A 24,095-nucleotide genomic window follows, 5' to 3' on the forward strand; every position below is an offset into this window, starting at 1 on the left:
GATTCGTCAAATCATTGTCCGGCGTGCTGTGTTCCAGGGGTGCGGGAGCCTGTCACGGCTCCCGCACTGCCTCCCCCGGCCCTCGCCGGTGACCAGGGTTGCCAGGACGGAGCGCGGCCCCGTATAACGTTGGAAAACCGGCGTCGGCTCCTTGCGGCGCGCCGGGGTTCGGTCCGGTTGCCGGGCCTGGAGCGGTTCGTCGGCCCGGGGTTCTCGCCCGGACGGGGAGGAACGTCGTGCGGGTGAGCCTCAAGGACGTCGCGGCGCACGCGGGTGTCTCCATCAAGACCGTGTCCAATGTGGTCAACGACCAGCCGCATGTCACCCCCGCGATGCGGGCGCGCGTCCAGAAGTCGATCGACGAGCTGGGCTACCGTCCCAACCTCACCGCCCGGCATCTGCGCAAGGGCCGGACCGGGATAGTCGCCCTGGCCCTGCCCGAACTGGGCAATCCCTACTTCGCCGAGCTGGCCGCCGAGGTCGTGGACGCCGCCGCGGCGCACGACTACACCGTGCTGCTCGATCACACGGGCGGCCGTCGTGACCAGGAGACCCTGGTCAGCCAGGGCTTTCGCAGCCGGGTGATCGACGGGCTGATCCTCAGCCCCATCGAGCTGGAGGCGGACGATCTGCGCGAGCGGGCGCCCGTCCCGCTCGTCCTGCTCGGCGAGCGCGCGTACGACCTGCCGTACGACCACATCTCCATCGACAATGTCGCCGCGGCCCGCGAGGCGGTGCGCCATCTGATCTCCCTGGGGCGGCGGGACATCGCCTTCCTGGGCGCCCGGCGCGGTCGCAGCCAGCCCGCCCACCTGCGGCTGCGCGGCTGGCGCGAGGAGCTGGACGCGGCGGGTCTCGTCGCCGACGACCGGCTGGTGGCCGCGACCGACGGCTGGGGTCACGCCGACGGGGCGGCGGCCATGGCGCGCCTCCTGGACGCGGGCCACCGGCCGGACGCGGTGTTCGCCTACAACGACCTCATCGCGATCGGCGCCATGCGCGTCCTGTCCGAACGCGGGCTGCGCGTGCCCGAGGACGTCGCGGTCGTCGGGTTCGACGATGTGGTGGAGGGCCGCTTCGGCGCCGTCACCCTCACCTCGATCTCCCCCGACAAGGCGTCCATCGCCCGCATGGCGGTCGAGTCGGTCCTCTCCCAACTCGACGGCACCCCACGGCAGCAGGGTCGCCGCATCCACGCCGGCTACACGCTGGTGCGCCGCGAGAGCACCCTCGGAAACGGCTGACCGCCTCCCTTTCGGGGCGGCCCCCGCCACGGTGTCCGCTGCCTCAGGACTGCCGTACGCCTCAGCGCCGGCCCACCGGCATCTGCGCGGGCCGCGCGCGGACCTCCGGGTATGGCTCGTAACCTGGACCGATGCCGAGGTGGCGGCGGAGCCGTTCCGCACCGATCCGCCGCCCGAGCGGCTGAAGGCGGGCGACGTCTGCCGGGTGGGGGTGCCGCCGACCGTGATCCATGTGACGGCCGTCGACCGTCACGACCCTCCCCTGGAGACGGGCTGGCCGCCCCGCCCCGCGCCGACCGTCTCCGTGCTGCCGCGCGGCCTGTCCCGCCGGGAGTTCCCGGACGGCAGCCATCTCGACGGCACGGGGTACGGCCTTCATCCGGGCGACGGTACGCCGTTCACCTTCGAGCTGTTGATGCGGCCGTACGCATTCCTTTCGCCCGGCGACGAGGTCGCCGACGCCGCCGGCCGGGCATGGCGAATTCGACGGGCCCTGGAACTGGACGGCGTTCAACGGAGCGGGCCACGGCTCCGGCCCCGGCCCCGGCCCCGAGTGGCCGCTCGTCTCCGGTCGTTCGTCGGCCGACCCGGCTCGAACACCAGCACCATGGGTGAATCTCCTCCTGCTGGCACGCCGTGCGCGCTCGTGAGGTGGCAATGTGCCAACTGGTGATCAGCTCATACGCACGCGTCGGGGCGGGGTCCGCCCGGATGGTGGCCAGTCCCTGAGTGGTGGGCGGCCGTCGTCGCGTGGGGTTGGGGGGAAGGCATGGCGTCTCGGTCGGCCGTCGAGGGCTCGGGCTCCTTACCGGAGAGTTCCGGCAGGCGCCCGATCCCTCGGCACGTCGCCTGTGTGATGGACGGGAACGGCAGGTGGGCGGCGCAGCGTTCGTTGCCGCGTACGGCGGGTCACCGGGCCGCGGAGAGTACGGTGATCGACGTCATCGAGGCCGCGCGGTCGGCCGGGGTCCAGTGGCTGAGCCTGTACGCGTTCTCGACGGAGAACTGGCGTCGGCCCGACGAGGAAGTCACCTTCCTCATGGAGCTGGTACGGCGCGCGGTGCGCAAGCACGCCCCGCTGTTGCAGGCGCGGGGGATCCGTTGCCGCTTCCTCGGCGTGACCCACCCGCGCATCCCCCCGGCACTGAGTCAGGACTTCGCCGACCTGACGACCCTGACCGGCAGGAACCGGGGCATGACCCTGACCGTCGCCTTCGATCACGGCGGGCGCCGGGACATCGTCGCGGCGGCGAGATCGCTGATCCGCAGCGGGGTGCCGGCCGAGGCCGTGACCGAGGAGAGCTTCGCCGCGCACCTGCCCTTCCCCGACACACCGGACGTCGACCTGGTCATCCGCACCTCGGGGGAACAGCGCATCTCCAACTTCATGCTCTGGCAGGTCGCCTACGCCGAATGGGTCTTCCCACCGGTCCTGTGGCCCGACTTCCGTGCACCGCACTTCCTCGAATGCCTGCACACCTATCAGCAGCGCCAGCGCCGCTTCGGCGGACTGCTGCCGAAGCAGAACGGAGAACCGTCACCGTGAGCAACGCAGCCGACGACACCGCGCAACCCCCCTTGTTCGGGCCGGGATCGCAGTTCCACGAGCTCTCCGACGACCCGCGCTGGGCACTCGCCCTGATCCGGGCCACCGTGCTGGAGGCCGCGCACCCGCAGATCGGCGCCGCGCTGATCGACAACTCGACCTTCGTCACCCATCCTTGGCGCCGGTTGCGCAATACCCTGCTGAGCCTCCAGCGCATGTTCGGCGGCGACGACCAGGTGCGCGCCAAGGAGGCCGCACGCCTCAATCGCCTGCACACCCGGCTGAAGGGACGGGACGCGAACGACCGGCCGTACGATGCGATGGACCCCGGCGTACGGGCCTGGGTGGTCGCGACGCTGTTCGAAGGCGCCGTCACCATGTGCCGGTTGAGCGGTCGGCCGCTGCCGCCCAGTGCCGTGGAGCGGCTGTACGGCGAATTCCGGGCGTACCAGGCTGCCTTCGGTGACGAGACCGGTCAACTACCGCTGACTCTGCATGAGTTCTGGTCCTACTACGACCGCATGGTGGAGGAGGAGCTGGAGAACACCGAGGCGATGCGCATCATCCTCTACAAGCTCTTCGACCACCTCCCCGCTCCCCCGCTGTTCCACGGCCTGCCCACCCTGTGGGCGCTCGGCCGGGCCGTCGTCGGACCCGCCATCGGGGCGATCACGGTGGCCTCCCTTCCCGAACCCTTCCGGCGCCGGGCCGGTCTGCCGGAGGTGCTCGGCGCGGGAGCCCTGATGCAGGGCGCCTACCTGACCGTCGACCTGGCCCGGTTCCTGCCCGAGGGCTGGCTGCGGGACCAGAACATCGCCGATCTGCTGGCCCTCTCCCCCGGCAGCGACGACCCCCGGGCCAGGACCGTCACCGCTCTGCACGAGCGGATGCGGCGGGCCGGCGCCCTGCTCCGCCTCATCACCCCCGCGTCCTTCCCGCCCGCCCCCGCGGCACCGCCCTCGGGTCAGCGCAGCGCGGAGGAGTTCTTCCGCGACGTACTCGACCAGACCGGCGACGGGTACCTCACCTGGCCCGATCTCGCCGCCATGGCACGGGAGTTGTGCGGCCGCCTCGACCTGGACGAGCCTGCGGAGACCCGGCTCTACGACGCCTTCGCCGACTGGTGGCGCGAGCTCCAGACGGCCCTCGACACCGACGGCGACGGCCGCGTCAGCGCCGAGGAGTACGCCGCGGCCGCGCCCTCCCTGGCCGGACCCGCGCTGATCAGAACCGCAGAGGTCCTCTTCGACGCCGCCGACAAGGACGGCAACCAACACATCGACGAGGCCGAGTACCGCGCCCTGTTCCGCACCGCGTTCCACCGCGACACCACCGGCGGGGCCGCCACCGGCACCACCGTCTACACCCGTGGCGCGTTCGTGCGGGACTTCCTGTCCTTCATGTCCGGCCGCCAACTCTCCACTCCCTACGACCCTCTCCTCGCCGAGGCCTGAACTCCCGCCCCGACAGCGGGCGTCACCACCGTGTCAGCGCCCGCTGCCGCTCTCATCCATGTGAACGGCGGACGGGAGGAACACCCGCCGCCAGGAGCGAGGAGAGGTGCCCGGAGTGGTTGATCGGGGACCAACGAGCATGTCCCGAGGTCGGGCCTCCCGGGGCCCACGCAGGTTCAAATCCTGCCCTCTCCGCCAGGTGCCCTACCGCCCGGGGCACGCTGCTCTTCCCCGCTCACCGGTCAGCCCGAGCCGAAGATTCGGTCCGGCAGGTGGCGATACGGCACCTCGCGGCGGTGCGGTGACCCGGTCCTGTTTCCGTCCCGATCCGGCACGGTCTCCCGGATCGGATCCCGGGCCGGAGTGCGCCGGCCCGGAACCCGATGGCTTCACTGTGCCGCGCCCGGCCGAGCCGCGCGATTACCTCATAGGTAATGGCGTATCGAGGGCCGTGTCGGCGACGACTCTTCGGTTGCCACGGGCCACCAGGCCACTGCCGTACCGCCCGACGGCATGTGAGCACGGGCTCGGCGAGGCCGACGGTCCGTTGGGGCGTCGTACCCCGTGCCCGTCGTCCGGCTGCCTACAACTCGTAGTCGAACCAGACGCGATGCGGCACCTCACCGTGGTGAGGAACTCCGCCGTACGATCGCTGCCGGAGGTCGTCGCCGCCGAGTGCACGAAGTTAAAGGAACCCGCCCGGCCGCTCAGCGAGCCTTCGAACGGCTCCATGGCCACATAGGTGCCGACGCCGGTCGTCCGGTCGAACGCGGCGGTGAACAGTGTCGCGGAACGACCGACGACCCCACCGTCCCGCCCGTTACCGCCGTCTCCCTCGGCCCCGAAGCACTTCTCCCTCGTCGCGACACCCACTGGAAGCCCGCGCACCCTCCGTCAGCGATCACTCTTTGGCCAATAAACGATCATTGAACTCACGCCGGTTGCGCATAGGGTGCCATGAGCATTGCTGCAGTCCCGCGAGCTCTGGGAGCACATCGGTGGAGTCGACGCCGCTGCCCGAGACCCTTCGGCGTCTTGACGCGCTGATCCAGCAGGAGGGTCTCGAACGGTCGGAGTTCCTCGACGCCGGCAGGCTGGCGGTCAGGACCGCGCTGCCCGAGGACGTCGTAGGCGCACTGCTGCGCGGTGGACGGCCGCCCGCCGAGACGGTCAACGAGCGGGTCCGGTCCCGGATCAGGGCGCTCGCGGACGACCGGCTGGCCCGCGCGGGGCAGCGGATGTCGGACCTCGCGGGCGCAATTTCCCGGCAGTTGGGGGTCTCCGCGTTCTGGGCCCGGCAGGTCTGCGCGGGCGACAAGGTGCCCAGCGTGGAACTGCTGCACGGCCTGGTCGACTTCTTCGGGGTCGAGGGAGGCGAGGCGTTCTTCACCGCGCCGGCCGACGAGGCCCTCGATCGAGAGCTGGGCTCCCTGCTCGCCACGCTTTCCACGCCCGAGAGGCGGACGGCCGTACCGTCGCCCTCGTCCGGCCGGGACGACGTGCGCGGCTTCGCGCTGCGGCAGGCACGGGACCTTCCGGAGGAGCGCTGGAACGTCCTCAACGCGACCCTGAAGGCCCTGCTGGAACTCGACGACCAGGAGGGGGACCGGTGAGCGCGGCGGCGAGGGCGATGCGACGGCTCAGCGCCCGGCTCCTGGAAAGTCTGCCGACGCCGGACGGCGACGCGGACCTGATCCCGCTCCTCGGCCAGGCCTTGACCACGGTACGCGGCCGGACGGTGCGGTTGCCTGCGGCGGCCTTCCCGCCGATGGCCGCCAGCGGGCTGTGGGTGGACCGGACGAGCCACGATCAGATCCTCTACGAGGAGAACACCGACCCCGAGCACCAGCTGGTGGTCATCGGGCACGAGGCATGGCACATGTTCCACGGGGATCGTACGGACACGGCCCTTCATCACGGCCCTTCATCACGCCGCGCGGTCGGACAGCCGAGAGGTGGCCGAGGAGTTCGAGGCCGAGCGTTTCGGCCTGCGGCTCGCCACCGATCTCCAGGCGACCCTGCGGCTGCGGGACGCCCCCGTCGATCCCCACGCGGACGGATCTGTCCCCGCTCGCCCGTCGACGGCGCGACCCCCTGCTGCGGTCGGCGTTCACGCAGTTGTTCGCCGGTGGGTGCATCATGCTGCTCGCCGCCCCGGAGTCCATCACCGCGCTCAACCGGGCCACCGGCGTCACGAATCGCGCGGCCGTGGTCGTCTACGCGGCGCTCACCGCGTACTCCGGCGCGAGCCTCCTGCTGATCGCCCGCTGGCGCCCGGCGCGCCGCGCGCTGGTGCGTCGCGGCGTACAGCGTGGCCGTACTGACCGTCGTGCTTCTCTTCCGGGCCGGGAACGCGCCGGTGGAGGAGGTCACGCTTTTCGACTCGTACTGCGCCGGCACACCCTGGATCCGGGAGACGATCCTCACGTATCTCCTCGCCCCCCCCCGCGAGCGGATGCCGGACGCGCCCGGTTCGACGGCCTGGCGTTCCAAGGATCTGGTCCCGCTGTCCCTCGCGTTCGACTCGCTCATGGTCCAAGATCTCCGCGCACACCATCGTTTCCCCGCAGAAAGCAGCCGACCATGAGTGAAACCATCCGGCACAGCCCCGCCCGCGCCGTCGTCATCGGGGGCAGTATGGCCGGCATGCTCGCCGCGGCCGCCGTCAAGGACCAGGTCGGAGCGGTGGAGATCATCGAGTGCCACGATCTTCCCGAGGGGCCGGAGCCGCGCGTCGGTGTCCCGCAGGCCGTACATATCCATCTCCTCCAGTCCGGTGGCGTGGACGCGTTGGAGGAGTTGCTGCCCGGTGTGATCGACCAGTTGGAGTCCGCGGGCGCGCATCGCATACCGGTGACCACCAATATGGTCATCTATTCGCCCGAGGGCTGGTACCGGCGCTGGCAACGCGCCACGCACCGGCTTGTGACCGCGAGCCGGGACCTGACGGACCATGTCGTCCGGGAACGGGTGCTCAAGGAACCTCATGTCAGCGTTCGTACGCGCACCCGGGTGACCGGGTTGCTCGGTGACGGGCGCCGGGTCACCGGCGTGCGCGTCCACACCTCGGGCGGGAGTGAGGGCGAGCGTGAGACCGAACTGCGTGCCGATCTGGTGATCGACGCGTCCGGCCGGGCCTCCCGTATGCCCCAGTGGCTCGCCGAGCTGGGGATCGGCAATCTCGCCGAGGACCGCGTCGACTCCGGTCTCGTCTACGCGAGCCGTATGTACCGCGCTCCGGTTCCCACCCGCGGCTGGCCGGTGGTCAGCGTGAACGCCGACCCGAGGCTGCCCGAACCCGCCAGTGCCGGTGGCATCCTGCCGATCGAGGGCGACCGCTGGCATGTCAGCCTGATGGGCGGCCCCGGCGGACAGCCGACCCGGGACGCGGACGCGTTCGAGCCCTTCGCGCGTACCCTGCGGCACCCGATCATCGCCGACCTCCTCGAACGTGCCGAGCCGCTCACCGACGTCAGCATCACGCACAGCACGGTCAACCGGCGGTACTACTACGAGCGGCTCAAGTCCTGGCCCGACGGACTGGTGGCGCTGGGCGACTCGGTCGCGGCCTTCAATCCCATGTACGGACAGGGCCTTTCGGTGATCGCCCGAGGCGCCCTGGCGCTGCGCGATCTGGCCCGCGGCGGGCTGGTCCCGGGGTTGTCGCGGCGCGCCCAGCGGGCGATCGCGCGGCCGGTCGAGGCGGCATGGGCGCTGACCATCGGGCAGGACATCCACTTCTCCACGACCACCGGCAGGAACCCGCACTTCGCCGACCGGCTTCTCCAGCGGTACGTCAACCGTCTCTCCCTCGCCGCGACCGGCTCCTTCCGCACGGCCACGGCCCTGACCGACGTGCTGACCCTCCAGGCCCCGCCCACGTCCCTGGTCCGGCCCGGTGTGCTGCTCTCCGCTCTGGTGGGGCCGCTGCGACCGCGGCTGGAGGGGCCGCAGTTCACACCGGAGGAGCTGAGGCTTCTCGACGGCGTGCGTGAGCGGTCGTAGACCGGGCAGGTCGTCGACCGGGCAGGTCGTCGACCGGGCAGGTCGTCGACCGGGCAGGTCGTCGACCGGGCAGGTCGTCGACCGGGCAGGTCGTCGACCGGGCAGGTCGTCGACCGGGCAGGTCGTCGACCGGGCAGGTCGTCGACCGGGCAGGTCGTCGACCGGGCAGGTCGTCGACCGGGCAGGTCGTCGACCGGGCAGGGCTCGGGCATGTCAGTGGCGCGTCAGCCGCCCGTCAGCGGGCCCTGCCACTCTCTTCCATGTGAACGGTTCGGGGCGCCGCCCGGAGCCGGGAATGAGGAGAGGTGCCCGGAGCGGTTTATCGGGGACCACCGAGCCACGCCTCATGGTCGGGTCCTTCGCGGCCCACGCAGGTTCAAATCCTGCCCTCTCCGCCATGGTGGGTCAGCAGGGAAGTCAGGCTGAAACACGTTTCGTCCGTCGCTCCGACGCCTCTACTGTGGCGCGGTGACGACTCAGGTGATCGTGGTCAACGGCGGTTCCAGCTCCGGGAAGTCCGGGATCATCCGGTGCCTCCAGGCGATCCTGCCGGATCCATGGCTGGCGCTCGGCACGGACACCATGGTGGAAGCGCTGCCCGCCGCCATGCGGGCGTCGGACGGCGGGATCGAGTTCGCCGCGGACGGGCAGGTCAGCGTCGGGCCCGAGTTCCGGGCGCTGGAGGCGGCGTGGATCGAGGGAATCGCCGCGATGGCCCGTGCGGGCGCACGGGTCGTCGTCGACGAGGTCTTCCTCGGCGGGTCGTCGTCGCAGCAGCGATGGCAGAAAGCCCTGGAGGGGCTGCGGGTGCTGTGGGTCGGAGTCCGCTGCGAGGCCGCAGTGGCGGCGGGCCGTGAACTCGCGCGCGGTGACCGGGCGGTGGGGATGGCGGCCTCCCAGGCGGACGTGGTCCACCGAGGCGTGACGTACGACCTGGAGGTCGACACCACGCACACGGAGGCGCTGGAGTGCGCTCGGGCCATCGCGGCACGGGTCGAGTGACTCGCTGGCTCAAGTTCCGCTCAGAAGGTGCGCGTACGGCGGCGAAACTGGTGCACAATTCCTTCCAGGACCGCGTTCACCTGGGGGAACACGCATGAAGAACTTGCTTGCCCGCGTCATGACTCGTATTCAGGACACCGTTTCCGGCCGTCGGGACATCAAGGAGTACGAGGCCCGCGAGGCCGAACACCGCAGCGCGCACAACCGTGACGCCAACCTGGCCCAGCACTACATTCCGACGGCACCGCAGATCCCCACGAGCGGTCCCGGCAACATGTGAGTGCTTTTGCAGGAGGGTGGCGGCATGCGCGGGACGGGGCCGCGCATCCGCTGTGGAGGAAGGCCCGGCCGGGTCAGGGCACCGTCACGGCCTCTGGAGCGGGGGCCGTCAGGTCGGGGCGCAGTCGCGCGCGGAGTTGTTCGAACGCCGCCGGGATTGGGCGTCGGGGCAGGAAGGCGCTGATCCGGCGGACGCAGTCCAGGGGGCTCGTCGTGGCTGAGCACATGGTCGACCACGACGTGGTTGCCGACGGCTGCCATGCTGGCGACCGCGCGGTGGAAGCCCATCCATGTGCGTCTCAGAATGGCGGGCAGCTCTTGCGGGTCGGCCCCCCGGCGGGTGCGCATCGCGTGGATGGCGTCCACCGGCAGGTGGAAGCTCGGCTCGGTCAGCATCTCCAGCAGTTCCCTCGCGATGCTGAGCGCGAAGGTCCACCTGGCCGCGGACGGCGGGGCACGGGCTCTGCTCTTCACCATCACCGCAGGTCACGCTGGTGACGCGCCTGCCTTCGAGACCGTGATGTCCCGCAACCGCGTCCCGCGCAGCGGCCTCGAAAGACCACGGACCCGGCCCCTCGCCCCGCCGGCCGACCGGGCCTGCTCCTCCCGCGCCGTCCGCAGCCACCTCCGGCGCCGGGGAATCCGGGCGGTGATCCCGCAGCCTCCCGACCAGATCAGCCACCGCCTGCGGCGGGGCCGCAGAGGCGGCCGCCCACCCGGCTTCGACCGCGAGACATACAAGCAGCGGAACACCGTCGAGCGGTGCATCAACCGGCTCAAGCAGTGGCACGGCCCGGCCACACGAACCGACAAACTCGCCATCGCCCACCAGGCCGCACTCCACCTCGCCGGCATCCTCATCTGGATCCGACGCTGACCGAAAAGGCAGCACCTGGGCCCACTTCGCGGCGACGTCGAAGACCTTGAGCAGCGGGCCGCTCCAGGCCAGCGCCTGCTGGGTGGCGATGTTGTACCGGCGGGCCAGGTATTCGAGCGGTGAGGCGACGTCGTAACGGCGGCGCAGCCGGTTCCGGCGCTGGGCGGACAGCCAGGCGCCGACGCCGGTCGCGAGCGCGAGCGGCAGGAAGGCCCAGACGTAGAGCGTGATGCCGTGGCTGTAGGCGACCGCCGCGTAGGCGACGAACACCGCGGCGCTGTAAACGGTAGGGCGGTAGGGGTAAGAGGCCGTCATGAGCGCCGACGGCCCCGGCCTCCATCGACATGGACGGAAGCTCGACTTGACCAAGCAGTCTGCGTATGTAGACTCAGTTCTCATCCATGCTTTCAGTGCGCACGTTAGCCTTGCGTACAGGGGCGGTCAATGTCGCGGGAGGAGTTCGTTGACGCGACGGGGAGAGGACGCCTTGTCCGGTAGGTCGGGACGCCGACTGTGGTCAGAGAGGCCCGAGTTGACGGTCGAGAGGTCGGAATGGGGGGGGCACGCATGACCGGGACAGGTGACACCGGGCGCGGGCCGGTGAAATCGGCGGAGCGCACCGTTCAGCTCATGGAGGTGCTGTCGGCCTCGCCGGAGCGGCTCACCCTGGGCCGGCTCCAGGAACTCACCGGCTACCCGCGCTCAAGCCTGTACGCGCTGCTGCGCACCCTGGTGGCGCTGAAGTGGATCGAGGTCGAGGAGGGCGGCGAGGCGGCCGGCTTCGGCATCGGCCCACGCGCCCTGCTGTGCGGCACGGCGTATCTGGACCGGGACCCGGCACTGCCGTACGCGGTGCGCCAGATCGAGCAGCTGCGCGCGGACGTCGGCTACACCACCCACTACGCCCGCCTGGACGGCTCGAACGTCATCTACCTCGCCACCCGCGAGGCCACGGACTCCCGCCGGCTGACCTCCCGCGTGGGCCGCCAACTCCCCGCGCATGCCACGGCCTTGGGCAAGGCACTGCTCTCCGAGCTGACCGCGCGGGAGGTGGACGCACTGCTGTCCGAGCAGCCTCTGGAGGCGCTCACCCCCCACACGGTCACCCGCCGCCCGGCCCTGCGCGAGGAGCTGGAGCAGACGCGTACCCGCGGCTGGGCGCTGGAGAGCGAGCAGAACACGCCTGGACTGTGCTGTGTCGCGGCGACGGTGTCGTACCGCATCCCGGCGACCGACGCGATCAGCTGCTCGATCCCGCTGGACCACGCCACGGACCAGGAGATCGAACGGGTCGCGGAGGCGGTGACCCGGCACGCCACGGCACTGGCGGGAACACTGCGGCGCAACGGCATCCGCTGAGGCCCGTCACGCGCCGCGTCCGGCACGAACCGGGCAGCCCCGGCGCAGGGCATGATGCCCAGCGGTGCGACGCGCAAGGCATGGGTGCCCCGCCGGTCCGACGCGCGGGGCACCGCCGCTCTCGTTCCTCGCGGCCAGGGGGCCTCACCAGCGCGGGACCTTCTTCTCGTACGACGGATCGACGCGCCGCATGTATCCGGTGTCGTCGCGGTTGCGCAGGCCGCAGGAGACGTACTGCTCGTGCAGCCGGGCCAGCGCGTCGCGGTCGAGTTCGACACCGAGGCCGGGGCTGGTGGGTACGGCGACGGAGCCGTCGCGGAACTCCAGGGCGCCCGGCGCGACGACCTCCTCGGTCTTCCACGGCCAGTGGGTGTCGCAGGCGTACGTCAGGTTCGGTGTGGCCGACGCCAGATGGGTCATCGCGGCAAGGCTGATGCCGAGATGCGAGTTGGAGTGCATGGACAGGCCCAGGTCGAAGGTGTCGCAGATCCCGGCGAGCACCTTCGAGCGCTGGAGGCCGCCCCAGTAGTGGTGGTCGGAGAGGACGACCTGGACCGCGTCCAGGGCCACGGCGGACTTGAGTTCGTCGAAGGCGACCACGCACATGTTGGTGGCGAGCGGCATGGGCGCCTCGCGGGCGACCCGGGCCATGCCCTCCTGTCCCGGTGTGGGGTCCTCCAGGTATTCGAGGACGCCGTCGAGTTCGCGGGCGACCATCAGGGAAGTGTCCACCGTCCAGGCCGCGTTCGGGTCGAGCCGCAGCGGCCGGCCGGGGAACGCCTCGCGCAGGGCGCGGACCGCCTCGATCTCCTCCTCGGGCCGGAAGACGCCGCCCTTGAGCTTGATGGCCGTGAATCCGTAGCCGTCGATCATGCGCCGGGCCTGCGCGACGATGCCCTCGGGGTCGAGCGCCGCGCCCCAGGCGTCGGGGTCGTCGCCGGGGTGCCCGGCCCACTTGTAGAACAGGTAGGCGCTGAAGGGTACTTGGTCCCGTACGGCGCCGCCGAGCAGGTCGGAGACCGGCCGTCCGGCGGCCTTGCCCTGGATGTCGAGGCAGGCGACCTCGAACGGCGAGAAGACCCGGTCCACCGTGCCGCTGCTGGTGATCATGCCGGTGAGGCCGTGGCCGTCGCTGCCGGTGTCCCCGCCGAGCGCGGCCGCGACCGCGGCGTACATCCGGCCCAGGTGGTGGACGTCCAGGCCCACCAGGGCGTCGGCGGCCTGCCGCAGCCTGCGCAGATGCCCCTCGTCGGCGTAGGTCTCGCCGAGGCCGGTGATCCCCTGATCGGTGTGCACCTCCAGGACGGCGCGCAGCGCGTACGGCTCGTGCACGCCGACCGCGTTGAGCAGAGCCTGGTCACGGAAGGCGACGGGGGTGACGGTGACGTCGGTGACGCGGATCGTGTCGCTCATCGGGCGGAGTCCTCCACCAGGGCCAGGCCCGCGTCGGTGATCCGGCGCAGGGCGTCGAGGTGTTCGGGGGCCGGGTCGACCAGCGGGGGCCGCACTCCGCCGACGTCCAGACCCTGTTGGCGTACACCGGCCTTCACCAGTGAGACGGCGTAGCCCGGTACCAGGTCGCGCAGGGCCACGAGCGGGTGGAAGAACTCCCGCTGGAGCCGCTCCACTGTGGCCGTGTCCCCCTTCTCGACCGCCCGGTAGAAGGCGTTGGAGATCTCGGGGGCGAAGCAGAAGACGGCGGAGGAGTACAGGGTGACACCGATGCCGCGGTAGGCGGGGACGGTCACCTCGGCGGTGGGCATGCCGTTGAAGAACTGGAACTCCTTTCCGGTGCCCGCGAGTTCGTGTCGTACGGCGGTCACGATGCGGGAGAGCCGGTCGAGGTCGCCGACGCCGTCCTTGAAACCGACCACCTTGTCGTGGCGGGCGAGTTCGGCGGCGGTCCCGGCGTCGAAGCGGGCGTTGGAACGGTTGTAGACGATGAGGGGCAGGTCGCCGGTGTCCGCGACCTCGCGCACGTAGGCGGCGAGTCCGGCCGCCGGGGCCTGGACCAGGTAGGGCGGCAGCAGGAGCAGACCGTCGGCGCCCGCGTCCTGGGCGATGCGCGCGTATGCGCGGGCCAGTGGCAGCGGGCCGCCGGTGCCGGCGTACACCGGGACGCGGCCGGCCACGGTATCGACGGCGGTGCGCACGGCCGCGCCGTACTCCTCGGGGCTCAGCGCGTGGAACTCGCCCGTACCGCAGGCGACGAAGACCCCGCCGGGGACGGCGGCCAGGCCACGGCGCAGGTGCTCGGCAAGCACCTCCCGGTCGACCTGCCCCGACGCCGCGAAGGGCGTCACCGGAAAGAACAGCACGCCGTCGAACATGGGCACGTGACACTCCTCGTCGTCTACATATGCAGACAGGCTCCACATTTGCGAACTAGCCTTCGAACTGTAAGACTCGCCCCGGAGTACGGTCAAGACGCCCATGGACACGCCGGGCCGCCATGGAGCCGGCGCGGAGCCGCCACGAAGGAGATGAGGCGAGTGAGTCAGCGCATCGTGATCACCGGAGCCGCCGGAGGGGTCGGCACCCTGCTCCGTCCCCGGCTGGCCCGCGCGGACCGGACCCTGCGGCTGCTCGACGTGGCGCCGGTGCCCGAGGCGGCCGTGGGCGAGGACGTGGAGACCGTCCGGTTGTCGGTGACGGACCTGCCGGGGATGCGCGAGGCCCTCACCGGCGCCGACGCGGTGATCCACCTCGGCGGACTGAGCGTCGAGGGGCCGTGGGACGAGATCCTCGACATCAACATCAACGGCACCCGCACGGTCCTCGAAGCGGCCCGCCGGGCCGGTGTACCCCGGGTGATCATCGCGAGCAGCAGCCACGCGGTGGGGTTCTACCCCCGCAGCGAGGACGAGGCGCCCGACTACCTCTTCCCCCGCCCGGACACCTACTACGGTGTGAGCAAGGTGGCCGCCGAGGCCCTGGGCAGCCTCTACCACGACCGTTACGGCCTGGACGTGGTCTGCGTCCGTATCGGCGGCTGCTTCGAACGCCCCATCGCCACCCGCCAGTTGGCCACCTGGCTCTCCCCCGACGACTGCGCCCGCCTGATGGAGGCCCTGATCGCGGCGCCCTCCCCCGGGTTCCGCGTGGTGTGGGGCGTCTCGGACAACACCCGCCGCTGGTTCTCGCTGGACGAGGCACGCGCACTGGGCTACGAGCCCCAGGACGACGCCGAGCGCTTCGCCGGGGAACTCGAAGGCCGCCACGACCCGTTGGACGAGATCTACCTGGGCGGGGCCTTCTGCTCGCCTTCACTGGACGCCGATGACGGCGCGGGCGACCCGGCCGACCCCCACGGCGCGCACGACACTCACGACTCCCACGACTCCCACGACACGGACACGAACGCCTGAAGCCACACGCAACTCCGCTACCGCTTCCGCGAGTTCACCCTCACCGCCCCCGCTCGACCCGGAGGTTCGATCGATGACCGAGACCACGTCCGCCCCGCTGCGGGGCGTCAGCCCGCGTACCGGTGAGCCCGTCGGCGATCCGGTCGCCGTGTCCACCGCGCGGGACGTCGACGCGGCGGCGCGCGCCGCCGCCCGCGCGTTCCCTCTCTGGTCCGCGGTGCCCGCCGCCGACCGGGCGCGGGCCCTCGACGCCTCCGCCGACGCGCTGGACGCGGCCCGCGACCAACTGGTCGCCGTCGCCGACGCGGAGACCGCGCTGGGCCAGGTCCGGCTGACCGGTGAGGTGGGCCGCGCCAGTGGTCAGCTCCGCCTGTTCGCCGAGGTGCTGCGCGACGGCGGCCATGTGCAGGCCGTACTCACCCCCGCCGACCCGGCCGCCGGACGCCCCGACATCCGCCGGATGCGGCAGGCGATCGGACCGGTGGCGGTGTTCAGCGCCTCCAACTTCCCCTTCGCCTTCTCCGTGGCGGGCGGCGACACGGCCTCGGCGCTCGCGGCCGGCTGCCCGGTGGTCGTCAAGGCGCACGAGGGCCACCCGGCGACCTCGGCCGCGGTCGCGCGCGTCGTCACCGGGGCGCTGCGCGAGGCAGGGGCTCCCGAGGGTGTCCTCGGCCTCGTCGCCGGTTTCGAGGCCGGGGTGGCGCTGGTGAACCACCCGGCGGTCAAGGCCGCCGGCTTCACCGGCTCGCAGTCCGGCGGACGGGCCCTGTACGACCTCGCCGCGGCCCGCCCGGAGCCGATCCCGTTCTACGGTGAACTCGGCAGCGTCAACCCGGTGGTGGTCCTGCCGGGCGCGGCGGCCGAGCGCACCCGGGAGATCGCGGAGGGGTACACGCAGTCGCTCACCCTGGGCACCGGACAGTTCTGCACCAACCCGGGTCTGCTGTTCGTCCCCGAGGACGGCGCGCTGTTGGACGCCGTCGCGGCCGCGGTCGGCGCGGCGACGACCGGGGCGATGCTGACGTCCCGGATCCGGGACGGGTACCAGGCCCGGGTGGCGGAACTGGACGCGGCCGCCGACCTCGTCCCGCTGGCCTCCGGAAACGCGGGCGACGACTCGTTCGCGGTGGTCCCGCGCGTCTGGCGGCTGCCCCTGAAGTCCTTCGCGGCCCGTCTGGACACCCTGGCCGAGGAGTGCTTCGGCCCGGCCGGACTGGTCGTGACCTACCCGGACCTGGAATCGCTGACCCAGGTCCTGGCCTCCCTGCCGGGCAGCCTCACCGGCTCGGTGCACGCCACGGCAGACGACGCGGCGGCGGCCGCGCGGGTGGTGACGGCCCTGCGGCACCGCGTGGGCCGCCTCATCCACAACGGCTGGCCGACCGGCGTCGCCGTCTGCTGGGCCATGCACCACGGCGGCCCCTGGCCCTCGACAACAGCGCCCCTGCACACCTCGGTCGGCGCGACGGCGATCGACCGCTGGCTGGTCCCGATCGCCTACCAGGACTGGCCCGACGATCTCCTCCCGCCCGAACTCCAGGACGCGAACCCGCTGGGGATCCCCCGCCGGTCGGGCTGATCCGCCGGCCTCGGGACAGCCGGCTGCCACGGCGCCGACGGACGTCATCGTAACGACGTGGCGCCGGGGCGGGGGGCGGGGCGGCGGGCCCGTCGGCCTCGCCGCCCGCAAGCTGTTGACCGGCGCCGAACGCCCTGGGCACACTACCCGCCATGTCCACCCCTGAGCGCCTGATCGAGGACGGTCTTCGCCGTTGGGGCCGCCTGCCCGATCGACCCGCCGTCGTCGACCCCCTTGAGGTGTACGGCGGGCTCGCGCGGCGGCTGAAGAGGATGCGGCTCAAGGAGTGGGTCGGGTTCACGCTGTCGCACCCGGACTGGTACGCGTCGCTGATCATCCAGGACGCGCACTATCTCGCTGGCGCGGAGATCTACGCCTATGACAGGGCGGTCCGGGTTCTTCACCAGCACGCGGCCCATGCCGCCGGTGGCAGTCCCGTGCTGCCCGCCGAACTGCTGGAGAGTGCCTGCCGGTTCGAGCGTGTCGGGTATCGGGTCGTCTATTCCTTTTCGCGTGCGTCGGCGCGGCATCGGATCGAGATCGACATCGCCGCGACGGCGAAGGCCCCGGCCATCCGTGGTGAGTCGGAGCTCGACGCCGTGGAGTCCACCGCTCCGCTCTCGGTGAGTTCACGGTTGCCGGGCGGAAGCATCTACACGCACAAGGCCGCCTTCCCCGCTGCCGGGGTGCTCCGTGTCGGGGACGCCGAGGTCGTCTTCGAGCCGGATCGCGATCTGGCGGTACTCGACGAACACCGCTCGCTGCTGCCGTACCGGACCAACTGGGTCTGGGGTACGTTCGCGACGCCGACGGACGCCGGCCCGGTCGTCGGGGCGAACTTCGCGGCGCGGCCCGAACTGGCCGGGGAGCCCGAGGAGTCCTGTCTGTGGACGCCCGGCAGGTGCGAGCCGCTCGGTGACATCACCTTCGAGCCCGCGGCGGCCGACCCGTCGGCCGCCTGGCACATCGCCTCCCGGGACGGCCGCCTCGATGTCGTCTTCGAACCGGAGGGCCGTAAGCAGGTGCGGCACAACCTCGGCCTCTTCGCGGTCGACTACTTCCAGCTCTTCGGACGCTGTCGCGGTGTACTCCGCGGCGCCGGGGGCGACTTCGAGATCGGGGACGTGCCCGGGGTCTGCGAGAGCATGAAGGCCCGTCTGTAAGCCGTGCGCGTCAGTCCCGCGTCAGCCGGGTCTGCCACTCTTCTTCATGTGAACGGGGCCCGGGAGACCGGGAACCGGGAGCGAGGAGAGGTGCCCGGAGTGGTTGATCGGGGACCGGCGAGCACGTCTCGAGGTCGGATCCGCAAGGGTCCACGCAGGTTCGAATCCTGCCCTCTCCGCATCACCTGAGTGTCCCGCGGCCGTACGGCCGCGGGACACTCAGGCTTTTCCGGCGGTGCCGGTCAGGCGCCGCGCTGGACCGGGCCGATCAGGGTGCCGGGGGCCACGGAGAACTTGCCTTCGGCGAAGGACGTGCCGGGGATCTCACCGCCCGGGGCCTGAAGCGTGAACGACGCCTCGTTCGAGGCCGTGCCGCGGTGCAGGTTCGGCACCTGGATGTCGAAGTGCACCGGGTGGCCCGGACCGAAGGTCACCTTCGTCTTCTGGTCGCCGTAGTGCCCGGCGGCCACACCGGTCTGCTTGCCGTGGTTCGAGAACCGTACGCCGGTGGGCGAACCGGCCAGCACGCACGACTCGTACCCGCGCGCGGCGGTCAGGGTCACGCGATAGTGGCTGTGCCCCGAACTGGCGGGCGCCGCCTTGATCGTCGCCGTGTGGTTGGCCGGACGGCACGCCGAGGGCGCGACGTTCTCGGCCGTCGCGGGTGCGGCCACGGCGATTCCCCCGCCCGCCGTGAACGCCAGCGCGAGTGCGGCCACCGCGGCGAATGTGTGCTTCTTGCTCATACGGACACTCCTTGTCGTGCAATGGCCCTGCGGATGTTCTCCGCGGGAACCATGGTCGACTTGAGCCTGCCCCCGATCTGGCGTTCGGAATGTCTCAGTATGGGTACAGATGTCACAGGTCGGTCACGGGGTTGCCGCTCGCCGTGCCGCCGGACGGCGTTCGGTGTCCTCCAGCCCGAGCATGGCCTCTTCGTCGCCGGTGCCGGAAGCCCTTCTCTCCGCCGCCGCGTTCGCAGACGTCGTACCGTTCCCACAGGCGGGCGAATTCCGGCGATTTGAGGACCAGTTCGCCGACGAGGGTGGTCAGTTCCGGGTTGTCCGGGTCGGCGCCTGCCACTGCCCGCAGGTGCGCGACCGAGAGGGCGACGGTGTCCTCCCAGGGTTCGTACAGCGTCCTGCCCGTCGGGTGGAGGAAGAGGTAACGGGTCACATTGCGCTGGTGTCCGGGCCAGTCCCACAGGCCGGGCAGCAGGCGCCGGCCCGGCGGGTTGGCGGCCAGGACTCGGTTGTAGCGGCTCACGACATAGGCGGGCAGCGGGCGTACCAACTCCAGCAGGAGCAGGACGGAGTCGCGGACGGTGTGGTCCGCGCAGGCCGGGAGTTCGGAGGTGCGACCGGAGGCCAACTCGGCCAGTTCGTGAAGGCGTTCGTAGCCGTCGCCGCGCAGGCGCAGCGCCCGGCCGAGGGCGTCGACGACAGCGATCGAGGGGTTGGTCTCGCGGCCGCGTTCCAGGCGGCCTGCTCGCGGGTACCGACGGCGGCTTCTCCCTCCACGGGATGCGTATCGGGCTGTTGGCCGTCGCCGCGCTGCTCCTTGTCACGGCGGGGATGACACGGCTGCTGCTGGCGCGGGACTGACCGGCGTCGGCGAGGGGCTCCGCGAGCGGGCGGCCGACCGAGTTCCGGCCGACCGGTCGGCCATGGAAGGTGCGGGGTCGGCTTCCTCGTCAGCGGACCTGGTCGTTCTGCGGCCCGATGCCTTTGATCCTGGTGGGGGTTCCGTCCGGGGCGAACGGGTGGTGGAAGGTGAAGGCGTGCGGCGCGGGGCCGTGCTCGTGGAGGTGTTCCAGCCTGGAAACCCCGTCCTGCCAGGTGGGTATCTCGCCGTCGGCGACCCACCAGAACACGTAATTCGGGTGTCCGGTCCTCTCGAACCAGTCGTAACGCCTGTTCAGCGCGGCACGGTGCAGACCGGTGTAGATGGCGTCGAAGACGGGGCTCAGGTCGGTCCAGAGCGAGAGGGTCGCGGCCAGCGCGGTGGTCTCCACGGTACGGCCCTTGCCGTACCAGGTCGGTACGGCGAACTCTCCCCACGCACCCCAGTCCGCCCCGAAGAGCATGCCCCGGTCACCGTCCGCCGCTTCAGCGTGCGCGAGGTACCCGGGGTGCCCGCCGATCTTCCGGTAGACGGCCTCACCGATGTCGTAGAACTCGCGCGTGAGAGGGGCGGGATCGGCGAGAGGTGACTTCAGGACGCCGAATGTGTACAGAGCAAGATGGGGCATGCTTCTCTCCCTGGTTGAGGGTGCCCGGCGTGGTCCCGCGGTCGGTGGCCCGTGCCTGAAGGAACCCCGGTGCGACCGCGGGTGACCGCCGAGGACGCGATGAAGGTAGCTGTCCCCGCGCGACATGTCGAAGTTGCGATTCCCTTGTCGAAATGGCTCTCCGCAAAGCGACTTGACCTCGAAGACCGCGCCTGCGTCCGCGGTCATGAACCAGCGGGTGTCCCCGCCGATGTGAGGGTTCCACCGCGCACCGGCTCTACGGCGGCACACACCGCGGAATGAACCGCGCGGGCCAGACGCGCGCCCCACAGGGAGCGGGGGCCGGCGAAGGACTGCGGCTCCTCGCCGGGTCGGGGGATCCGGGCGGCGACGCACACCGCGTCCGTGGGGGTGCCGGAGCAGTCGTAGCCGGAGTCGAGGAGGGCCTGGACCTTGGCCTCGGTGGCGGTGGTGACCGCGTTGACCAGCGCGGCGTCGGTCAGGGCGGTGGGGACGGCGACGACGATGTTGATGGTGCCGGGCGCGGGCGGCGAGAGCGTGCCCGGGGCGGGGGCGGCGGCCCAGCCGTGGACGCCGAGACCCGCGGTGACCACCGCCTCGACACCGTCGTCGTACCCTCGGCCGTACCGGAGGACGTCGGCGGCCGTCATCAGACCGACGCCCGGCCCCCGCGCCCCGGCGTCCTGGGCGAGGCTTGCGAGGTGGCTGTCGGGGTCGGTGCGGCTGTAGCCGTGCGAGACCTGGGCGTTGAGCACCCAGGAGCGCTCACCGATGCCCCCGCCGAGAACCGCGCTGCTGATCATCCGCCAGCCGGATCCGGCCCGCCACAGCAGGGCCGACAGCTGCTCGTCGTCCTCGACGCGGGTGAGCGTCCGTATCGGAAGGACGCCGGCGACGGCACGGGGCGGTGGGGCGACGGTCACTGAGCTGGACTCCTCGGAGCGGATGATCCTGATGATCGTACCGAGGGCGTTCTTCGGGGCTTGGGGCCGAGGTTTCCGCCGGAAAGCATCCAGTCGGGTTCATGACGACGTGACTAATGTGACCGGGTGACAGAATTCAGCGTTGTCGATGACGGCACGGTGTGGCTGAAGGACTTCGAGCGACGGCTCGTCGCCGCGTATCGCGCGGCCGGGCTCGGCATGGACGCGGCGGCGGAGTTCGTGTCGAAGGGGCGCGCCACGGTCGGGGACTGGACCGTCGCCGGGATCATGGACGCCGGGGTCCGGGTGGGCTTCGTGGCCGTGAGCGTGGCCGAGAGGAACGGGCAGCTCGCAGGGCGTATCGGGGATCTGCGCGTAACCACGGAGTATGCCGGGCAGGGGCATGAGGAGGCCGCCCGGGAGTGGGCGCGGGGATGGTGTGCGGAGCGGGGCGCGCGGCGGGTGAGCGTCCGGTTCACCGAACCCGCCCTGCGTGAGGTGTCCGCCGGTTAACGCGTCAACGGGCAGCTCAGGGCGCGCCGGGTGGACGCCCCACCGGAGCCGGTCGACGGTGCCACCGCGCGGCCGATGACACCGGCCGGGTCTTCCGACTGGCTCGCCCTCGAAAAGGCGTCCTACGTCGGTGACATCGTCCGCTCGGGGACCCTGAGCCGCGATGGCGGTCGGCGAACGGGCCACCTTCGCGGCCGGTGAATCGGCGCTGATGTTCTCGGTGCGGGGCGGGAACGAGGTGGCCATGAACCTCCACACCAGCGCGGGCTACCGGATCCTGGACGAGGAACGCTCCATCGAGCTGCCCTGACGGATCCTCACGGCGCCAAGTCGCGCCTCGCTCACACCCAGGTGTGGTTCTCGTCGGCGACGGTGGCCAGGGCGGCGGCCTTGCGGTAGTCGACGCGGTAGTCGACCCATTCGAGTTCGACGCGGTAATCGACCCTTTCGAGGGCATCGGGCCCGACGGCACGGCCCGGGCCTCCTGGGCCCGCCCGGCGCCGGATCCGGACCCGGGCGGCCCGCCATGGAGGTCCCTCGGCCCCTGTCGGCGCGGGACCCTTGCCAGGCACCGTCGGAGGCAAGGGATTCGGGACGAGGCGGAGGTCTCCGTGATGAGCGGCAAACGGCATCTGTGGCGGTGGCGGAGCAACCCGCTGCGACGGCGCGAGGACGTCCTGGAGGCGTGGACCGTGCTGGCCGTCTGGGCGGTCGTGGTGCTCGTCGGCGCGGTCGTCGCACCGCTGGTGTTCCGTGCCGCCGAGCACCGCTTCGCGGAGCAGCGCGCCCAGCGGCATCCCGTGCGGGCGGTCCTGATGGCCGACGCGCCGCAGGGCGTCGCCGCGCAGTGGTCGGCGGACGGCCGGGTGCGGGACACCGTGCGCTGGGTGGCGCCGGACGGTACGCCCCGTACCGGGCACACGCTGGTGGACCCGAGCCTGCCCCGGGGCACCACGGTCCACCTGTGGCAGGACGACCGGGGCCGGCTCGTCACGACCGCGCCCACGGACCTCGCCGAGGGGCGCATCGAGGCCGGTCTCCTCGCCGCCGGTGCCGCGCTGGTCGCCGCGGCTCCGGTGCTCGGCGCGGGCGCGTTCGCGCGGTCCCGTCTCGACCGGCGCCGGCTGGCCCGGTGGGACCGGGAGTGGGATCTGGTGGGGCCCCGCTGAGCCGCGCTCGCGAGGGCCGGCCGTCAGCTGTCCGGGAACCGGGACGCCGCCGAGTGGGCGTCGCGGGCACCAGTCCGGTCAGTTCCACGATGCCGTCGTACGCGGCTCCCCGCACGGCGTCCCGGACGGTGCCCCGATTCCCTGTCGTCGTGCCGAGGGGCCCCGCCGGGGGCCGGTGGTCCCCTGGCAGGGCCCCCGGTTCCGGGCTTTCATGGAAGTCGCGGCGGCGCTCCGCCGCAGGGAGGAGATGGGGCGATGTCCGCTCCCGTACCCGCGAGCAAGGACGACCGGAACCCCGGCTCCGGTCGCCGGCCGATCGTGGTGGGGCTCGATCCCGGCCCCGCCCGCCGCACGGCACCCGCCTGGGCCGCGGACGAGCCCGCCCGCCGACGGCTGCCACTGCGTCTGGTCCATGTCGAGGGCGTACCGACCCCCGGCGACCGCAGAACGGCGGTCCCGCCCTCCTGGGAGGGATGGAACGAGGCGCTGCACGAGGCCGGGAAGAAGGTGCTGGAGGAGGCCGCGGAGTTCGTGTCGGCCCGGCACCCGGGCCTGGCGGTGGACACGCTGCTCGCGGAGGGCGATCCGGTGTGGACGCTGTGCGAGCAGAGTCGCGACGCCACCTCGCTCGTCCTCGGCTCGCACCATCTGAGCCGGCGCCAGGAGGTGTTCGGCTCCGCGTCGATCGCCCTCCCGGTGATGGCCCGTACACACTGTCCCCTGATGGTCGTGCCCGAGCCGGAACACACCACCCAGGATCCGCCGTACTACGTCGTCGGCGTCGACGGCAGCGAACGCTCCGCGGCGGCGGTGGACGTGGCGTTCGAGGAGGCGGCGCTGCGCGGCGCGGGGCTGCGGGCCCTGCTGGTATGGGAGCACGGCCCACTGCGGGTCTTCGACGAGCGCGGGCCGCAGGAGGAGTCCCGCCGCCTCCTCTCCGAGATCGTGGCGGGCCGCCACGCCCGCTACCCCGAGGTGGACCTGCACCACGAAGTGGTCGCGGGCCATCCGGTGCAGGTGCTCACCGAGGCCTCGGAACACGCGCTCGGCCTGGTGGTGGGCACGCGGGGGCGCGGCGGCTTCGCGGGCATGCTGCTGGGCTCGGTGAGCCAGGGCGTGCTGCACCACGCCCGCTGCCCCGTGATCGCCGTTCCGACCCACGGGTGAGCCGGGGGCTCCGGCGGGTGGTCGGCCTCCGTCCGGAACCGGTGCTCACACCCCGGTGAGCGCGTCCCGGGCGTGGTCCGTCCGGAAGGTGGGGTCCCCGGACACCGACACCACCCCGTCGACCTCGCGGCGCAGCTGCTCGGTGACCCGGCCATCGCGCGCGTCCGCCGTCACATCGCGGGGGTCGGGCCTTCCA

At 71.8% G+C, this 24,095-nt stretch carries 27 protein-coding genes and 5 pseudogenes; 21 read left to right on the forward strand and 11 right to left on the reverse strand.

Annotated elements, in window-relative coordinates; all coding sequences use genetic code 11:
- The first annotated feature begins 236 nt into the window (after window positions 1–236).
- The 5 genes and pseudogenes from QHG49_RS01495 to QHG49_RS01515 all read left to right on the forward strand — a co-directional run bounded on the left by QHG49_RS01495 (window position 237) and on the right by QHG49_RS01515 (window position 4,442).
- Window positions 237–1,244, forward strand: a complete 1,008-nt coding sequence (locus QHG49_RS01495; RefSeq protein WP_301486979.1) for a LacI family DNA-binding transcriptional regulator — start codon at window positions 237–239, stop codon at window positions 1,242–1,244.
- 139 nt (window positions 1,245–1,383) lie between these two features.
- Window positions 1,384–1,917, forward strand: coding sequence for a hypothetical protein (locus QHG49_RS01500; protein ID WP_301486980.1), 534 nt, complete (start codon window positions 1,384–1,386; stop codon window positions 1,915–1,917).
- A 183-nt stretch (window positions 1,918–2,100) separates the two neighbouring features.
- Complete coding sequence (gene uppS / locus QHG49_RS01505; protein ID WP_236576640.1) at window positions 2,101–2,790, forward strand: polyprenyl diphosphate synthase; 690 nt, start codon at window positions 2,101–2,103, stop codon at window positions 2,788–2,790.
- Window positions 2,787–4,244: an oxygenase MpaB family protein gene (locus QHG49_RS01510; RefSeq protein WP_370530406.1), complete on the forward strand. Its 1,458-nt coding sequence runs from the start codon at window positions 2,787–2,789 to the stop codon at window positions 4,242–4,244. The genes uppS and QHG49_RS01510 overlap by 4 nt, the downstream gene beginning before the upstream one ends.
- A gap of 100 nt (window positions 4,245–4,344) precedes the next feature.
- Window positions 4,345–4,442: pseudogene (locus tag QHG49_RS01515) on the forward strand.
- Between the two features lie 222 nt (window positions 4,443–4,664).
- Here the strand turns inward: QHG49_RS01515 and QHG49_RS33990 are convergent.
- Window positions 4,665–5,132, reverse strand: a complete 468-nt coding sequence (locus QHG49_RS33990; protein WP_370530407.1) for a DUF3224 domain-containing protein — start codon at window positions 5,130–5,132, stop codon at window positions 4,665–4,667.
- Window positions 5,133–5,242: 110 nt separating this feature from the next.
- On the opposite strand from QHG49_RS33990, the gene QHG49_RS01525 reads away from it, so the two are divergent.
- From QHG49_RS01525 to QHG49_RS01550, 6 genes and pseudogenes are all read left to right on the forward strand, one after another.
- Entirely contained in the window at window positions 5,243–5,857 is a 615-nt protein-coding gene (locus tag QHG49_RS01525) for a hypothetical protein (RefSeq protein WP_236576163.1), read from the forward strand.
- Between the two features lie 698 nt (window positions 5,858–6,555).
- Window positions 6,556–6,831, forward strand: a complete 276-nt coding sequence (locus tag QHG49_RS01530; protein WP_301486982.1) for a hypothetical protein — start codon at window positions 6,556–6,558, stop codon at window positions 6,829–6,831.
- Window positions 6,828–8,249 carry an NAD(P)/FAD-dependent oxidoreductase gene (locus tag QHG49_RS01535; protein ID WP_301486983.1) on the forward strand — a complete coding sequence of 474 codons (1,422 nt, stop codon included), beginning with the start codon at window positions 6,828–6,830 and terminating at the stop codon, window positions 8,247–8,249. Before QHG49_RS01530 ends, QHG49_RS01535 begins: the two co-directional genes overlap by 4 nt.
- Before the next feature lie 299 nt (window positions 8,250–8,548).
- A pseudogene (locus QHG49_RS01540) lies at window positions 8,549–8,647 on the forward strand.
- Window positions 8,648–8,717: 70 nt separating this feature from the next.
- Window positions 8,718–9,251, forward strand: coding sequence for a chloramphenicol phosphotransferase CPT (cpt, locus tag QHG49_RS01545; protein WP_301486984.1), 534 nt, complete (start codon window positions 8,718–8,720; stop codon window positions 9,249–9,251).
- Window positions 9,252–9,369: 118 nt separating this feature from the next.
- Window positions 9,370–9,531: a hypothetical protein gene (locus QHG49_RS01550; protein WP_186338014.1), complete on the forward strand. Its 162-nt coding sequence runs from the start codon at window positions 9,370–9,372 to the stop codon at window positions 9,529–9,531.
- Here the strand turns inward: QHG49_RS01550 and QHG49_RS01555 are convergent.
- The gene (locus tag QHG49_RS01555) at window positions 9,480–10,007 is read right to left on the reverse strand and encodes a hypothetical protein (RefSeq protein WP_370530408.1); all 528 of its coding nucleotides are present in this window, start codon (window positions 10,005–10,007) and stop codon (window positions 9,480–9,482) included. The genes QHG49_RS01550 and QHG49_RS01555 overlap by 52 nt on opposite strands.
- Between QHG49_RS01555 and QHG49_RS01560 the strand changes: the two are divergent.
- Window positions 9,949–10,407: pseudogene (locus tag QHG49_RS01560) on the forward strand (transposase); the annotation flags it as partial. The gene QHG49_RS01555 and the pseudogene QHG49_RS01560 overlap by 59 nt on opposite strands.
- A 12-nt stretch (window positions 10,408–10,419) precedes the next feature.
- Here the strand turns inward: QHG49_RS01560 and QHG49_RS01565 are convergent.
- Window positions 10,420–10,689: pseudogene (locus tag QHG49_RS01565) on the reverse strand (Na+:solute symporter); the annotation flags it as partial.
- A 285-nt stretch (window positions 10,690–10,974) separates the two neighbouring features.
- Between QHG49_RS01565 and QHG49_RS01570 the strand changes: the two are divergent.
- Complete coding sequence (locus QHG49_RS01570; RefSeq protein ID WP_301486985.1) at window positions 10,975–11,766, forward strand: IclR family transcriptional regulator; 792 nt, start codon at window positions 10,975–10,977, stop codon at window positions 11,764–11,766.
- Window positions 11,767–11,910: 144 nt separating this feature from the next.
- On the opposite strand, the gene QHG49_RS01575 is transcribed toward QHG49_RS01570, so the two are convergent.
- Both QHG49_RS01575 and QHG49_RS01580 read right to left on the reverse strand, forming a co-directional pair.
- A complete protein-coding gene (locus QHG49_RS01575) occupies window positions 11,911–13,179 on the reverse strand; it encodes a glucarate dehydratase family protein (RefSeq protein WP_301486986.1) in 1,269 nt (422 codons plus the stop codon).
- Window positions 13,176–14,096, reverse strand: a complete 921-nt coding sequence (locus tag QHG49_RS01580) for a 5-dehydro-4-deoxyglucarate dehydratase (protein ID WP_370530558.1) — start codon at window positions 14,094–14,096, stop codon at window positions 13,176–13,178. The genes QHG49_RS01575 and QHG49_RS01580 overlap by 4 nt, the downstream gene beginning before the upstream one ends.
- A gap of 153 nt (window positions 14,097–14,249) precedes the next feature.
- On the opposite strand from QHG49_RS01580, the gene QHG49_RS01585 reads away from it, so the two are divergent.
- From QHG49_RS01585 to QHG49_RS01600, 4 genes and pseudogenes are all read left to right on the forward strand, one after another.
- Window positions 14,250–15,134 carry an NAD(P)-dependent oxidoreductase gene (locus QHG49_RS01585; RefSeq protein ID WP_301486988.1) on the forward strand — a complete coding sequence of 295 codons (885 nt, stop codon included), beginning with the start codon at window positions 14,250–14,252 and terminating at the stop codon, window positions 15,132–15,134.
- A gap of 73 nt (window positions 15,135–15,207) precedes the next feature.
- Window positions 15,208–16,713, forward strand: a complete 1,506-nt coding sequence (locus QHG49_RS01590) for an aldehyde dehydrogenase (NADP(+)) (RefSeq protein ID WP_301486989.1) — start codon at window positions 15,208–15,210, stop codon at window positions 16,711–16,713.
- Window positions 16,714–16,865: 152 nt separating this feature from the next.
- Entirely contained in the window at window positions 16,866–17,876 is a 1,011-nt protein-coding gene (locus QHG49_RS01595; protein WP_301486990.1) for a DUF2804 domain-containing protein, read from the forward strand.
- A gap of 84 nt (window positions 17,877–17,960) precedes the next feature.
- Window positions 17,961–18,055, forward strand: a pseudogene (locus QHG49_RS01600).
- Window positions 18,056–18,118: 63 nt separating this feature from the next.
- Here QHG49_RS01600 and QHG49_RS01605 read toward each other — a convergent pair.
- From QHG49_RS01605 to QHG49_RS01620, 4 genes are all read right to left on the reverse strand, one after another.
- Complete coding sequence (locus tag QHG49_RS01605; protein WP_301486991.1) at window positions 18,119–18,622, reverse strand: DUF4232 domain-containing protein; 504 nt, start codon at window positions 18,620–18,622, stop codon at window positions 18,119–18,121.
- A 112-nt stretch (window positions 18,623–18,734) separates the two neighbouring features.
- Window positions 18,735–19,247 carry a hypothetical protein gene (locus QHG49_RS01610; protein WP_370530409.1) on the reverse strand — a complete coding sequence of 171 codons (513 nt, stop codon included), beginning with the start codon at window positions 19,245–19,247 and terminating at the stop codon, window positions 18,735–18,737.
- 322 nt (window positions 19,248–19,569) lie between these two features.
- Window positions 19,570–20,127 (reverse strand): DUF3291 domain-containing protein, encoded by a 558-nt coding sequence (locus QHG49_RS01615; RefSeq protein WP_301486992.1) that lies wholly within the window; start codon window positions 20,125–20,127, stop codon window positions 19,570–19,572.
- A 203-nt stretch (window positions 20,128–20,330) separates the two neighbouring features.
- Window positions 20,331–21,050, reverse strand: a complete 720-nt coding sequence (locus QHG49_RS01620) for an adenosylcobinamide amidohydrolase (RefSeq protein ID WP_301486993.1) — start codon at window positions 21,048–21,050, stop codon at window positions 20,331–20,333.
- A 126-nt stretch (window positions 21,051–21,176) separates the two neighbouring features.
- On the opposite strand from QHG49_RS01620, the gene QHG49_RS01625 reads away from it, so the two are divergent.
- Both QHG49_RS01625 and QHG49_RS01630 read left to right on the forward strand, forming a co-directional pair.
- Window positions 21,177–21,563, forward strand: coding sequence for a hypothetical protein (locus QHG49_RS01625; protein WP_301486994.1), 387 nt, complete (start codon window positions 21,177–21,179; stop codon window positions 21,561–21,563).
- Window positions 21,564–21,726: 163 nt separating this feature from the next.
- Window positions 21,727–21,873 carry a hypothetical protein gene (locus tag QHG49_RS01630; RefSeq protein ID WP_301486995.1) on the forward strand — a complete coding sequence of 49 codons (147 nt, stop codon included), beginning with the start codon at window positions 21,727–21,729 and terminating at the stop codon, window positions 21,871–21,873.
- Window positions 21,874–21,904: 31 nt separating this feature from the next.
- On the opposite strand, the gene QHG49_RS01635 is transcribed toward QHG49_RS01630, so the two are convergent.
- Window positions 21,905–22,135 carry a hypothetical protein gene (locus QHG49_RS01635; protein ID WP_301486996.1) on the reverse strand — a complete coding sequence of 77 codons (231 nt, stop codon included), beginning with the start codon at window positions 22,133–22,135 and terminating at the stop codon, window positions 21,905–21,907.
- A gap of 42 nt (window positions 22,136–22,177) precedes the next feature.
- Here QHG49_RS01635 and QHG49_RS01640 point away from each other — a divergent pair, with 42 nt between their 5' ends.
- Together QHG49_RS01640 and QHG49_RS01645 are read left to right on the forward strand one after the other, a co-directional pair.
- Entirely contained in the window at window positions 22,178–22,732 is a 555-nt protein-coding gene (locus QHG49_RS01640; RefSeq protein ID WP_159697940.1) for a hypothetical protein, read from the forward strand.
- A 255-nt stretch (window positions 22,733–22,987) separates the two neighbouring features.
- Window positions 22,988–23,899 carry a universal stress protein gene (locus QHG49_RS01645; protein WP_301486997.1) on the forward strand — a complete coding sequence of 304 codons (912 nt, stop codon included), beginning with the start codon at window positions 22,988–22,990 and terminating at the stop codon, window positions 23,897–23,899.
- Between the two features lie 45 nt (window positions 23,900–23,944).
- Here QHG49_RS01645 and QHG49_RS01650 read toward each other — a convergent pair whose 3' ends face one another.
- A complete protein-coding gene (locus tag QHG49_RS01650) occupies window positions 23,945–24,073 on the reverse strand; it encodes a hypothetical protein (RefSeq protein WP_268982569.1) in 129 nt (42 codons plus the stop codon).
- Window positions 24,074–24,095: the final 22 nt, after the last annotated feature.

Source organism: Streptomyces sp. WP-1, from assembly GCF_030450125.1.
Classification (GTDB): Bacteria; Actinomycetota; Actinomycetes; order Streptomycetales; family Streptomycetaceae; genus Streptomyces; species Streptomyces incarnatus.

Bases quoted from the DNA above. Each gene is read 5' to 3' on its own strand.
- QHG49_RS01645 (WP_301486997.1), top strand. From the start codon at position 22,988: ATGTCCGCTCCCGTACCCGCGAGCAAGGACGACCGGAACCCCGGCTCC.
- QHG49_RS01535 (WP_301486983.1), top strand. From the start codon at position 6,828: ATGAGTGAAACCATCCGGCACAGCCCCGCCCGCGCCGTCGTCATCGGG.
- QHG49_RS01570 (WP_301486985.1), top strand. From the start codon at position 10,975: ATGACCGGGACAGGTGACACCGGGCGCGGGCCGGTGAAATCGGCGGAG.
- QHG49_RS01555 (WP_370530408.1), bottom strand. From the start codon at position 10,007: ATGGTGAAGAGCAGAGCCCGTGCCCCGCCGTCCGCGGCCAGGTGGACC.
- QHG49_RS01640 (WP_159697940.1), top strand. From the start codon at position 22,178: ATGAGCGGCAAACGGCATCTGTGGCGGTGGCGGAGCAACCCGCTGCGA.
- QHG49_RS01550 (WP_186338014.1), top strand. From the start codon at position 9,370: ATGACTCGTATTCAGGACACCGTTTCCGGCCGTCGGGACATCAAGGAG.
- QHG49_RS01605 (WP_301486991.1), bottom strand. From the start codon at position 18,622: ATGAGCAAGAAGCACACATTCGCCGCGGTGGCCGCACTCGCGCTGGCG.
- QHG49_RS01580 (WP_370530558.1), bottom strand. From the start codon at position 14,096: ATGTTCGACGGCGTGCTGTTCTTTCCGGTGACGCCCTTCGCGGCGTCG.
- QHG49_RS01575 (WP_301486986.1), bottom strand. From the start codon at position 13,179: ATGAGCGACACGATCCGCGTCACCGACGTCACCGTCACCCCCGTCGCC.
- QHG49_RS01585 (WP_301486988.1), top strand. From the start codon at position 14,250: ATGAGGCGAGTGAGTCAGCGCATCGTGATCACCGGAGCCGCCGGAGGG.
- QHG49_RS01630 (WP_301486995.1), top strand. From the start codon at position 21,727: ATGGCGGTCGGCGAACGGGCCACCTTCGCGGCCGGTGAATCGGCGCTG.
- uppS (WP_236576640.1), top strand. From the start codon at position 2,101: ATGGACGGGAACGGCAGGTGGGCGGCGCAGCGTTCGTTGCCGCGTACG.
- QHG49_RS01590 (WP_301486989.1), top strand. From the start codon at position 15,208: ATGACCGAGACCACGTCCGCCCCGCTGCGGGGCGTCAGCCCGCGTACC.
- QHG49_RS01615 (WP_301486992.1), bottom strand. From the start codon at position 20,127: ATGCCCCATCTTGCTCTGTACACATTCGGCGTCCTGAAGTCACCTCTC.
- QHG49_RS01595 (WP_301486990.1), top strand. From the start codon at position 16,866: ATGTCCACCCCTGAGCGCCTGATCGAGGACGGTCTTCGCCGTTGGGGC.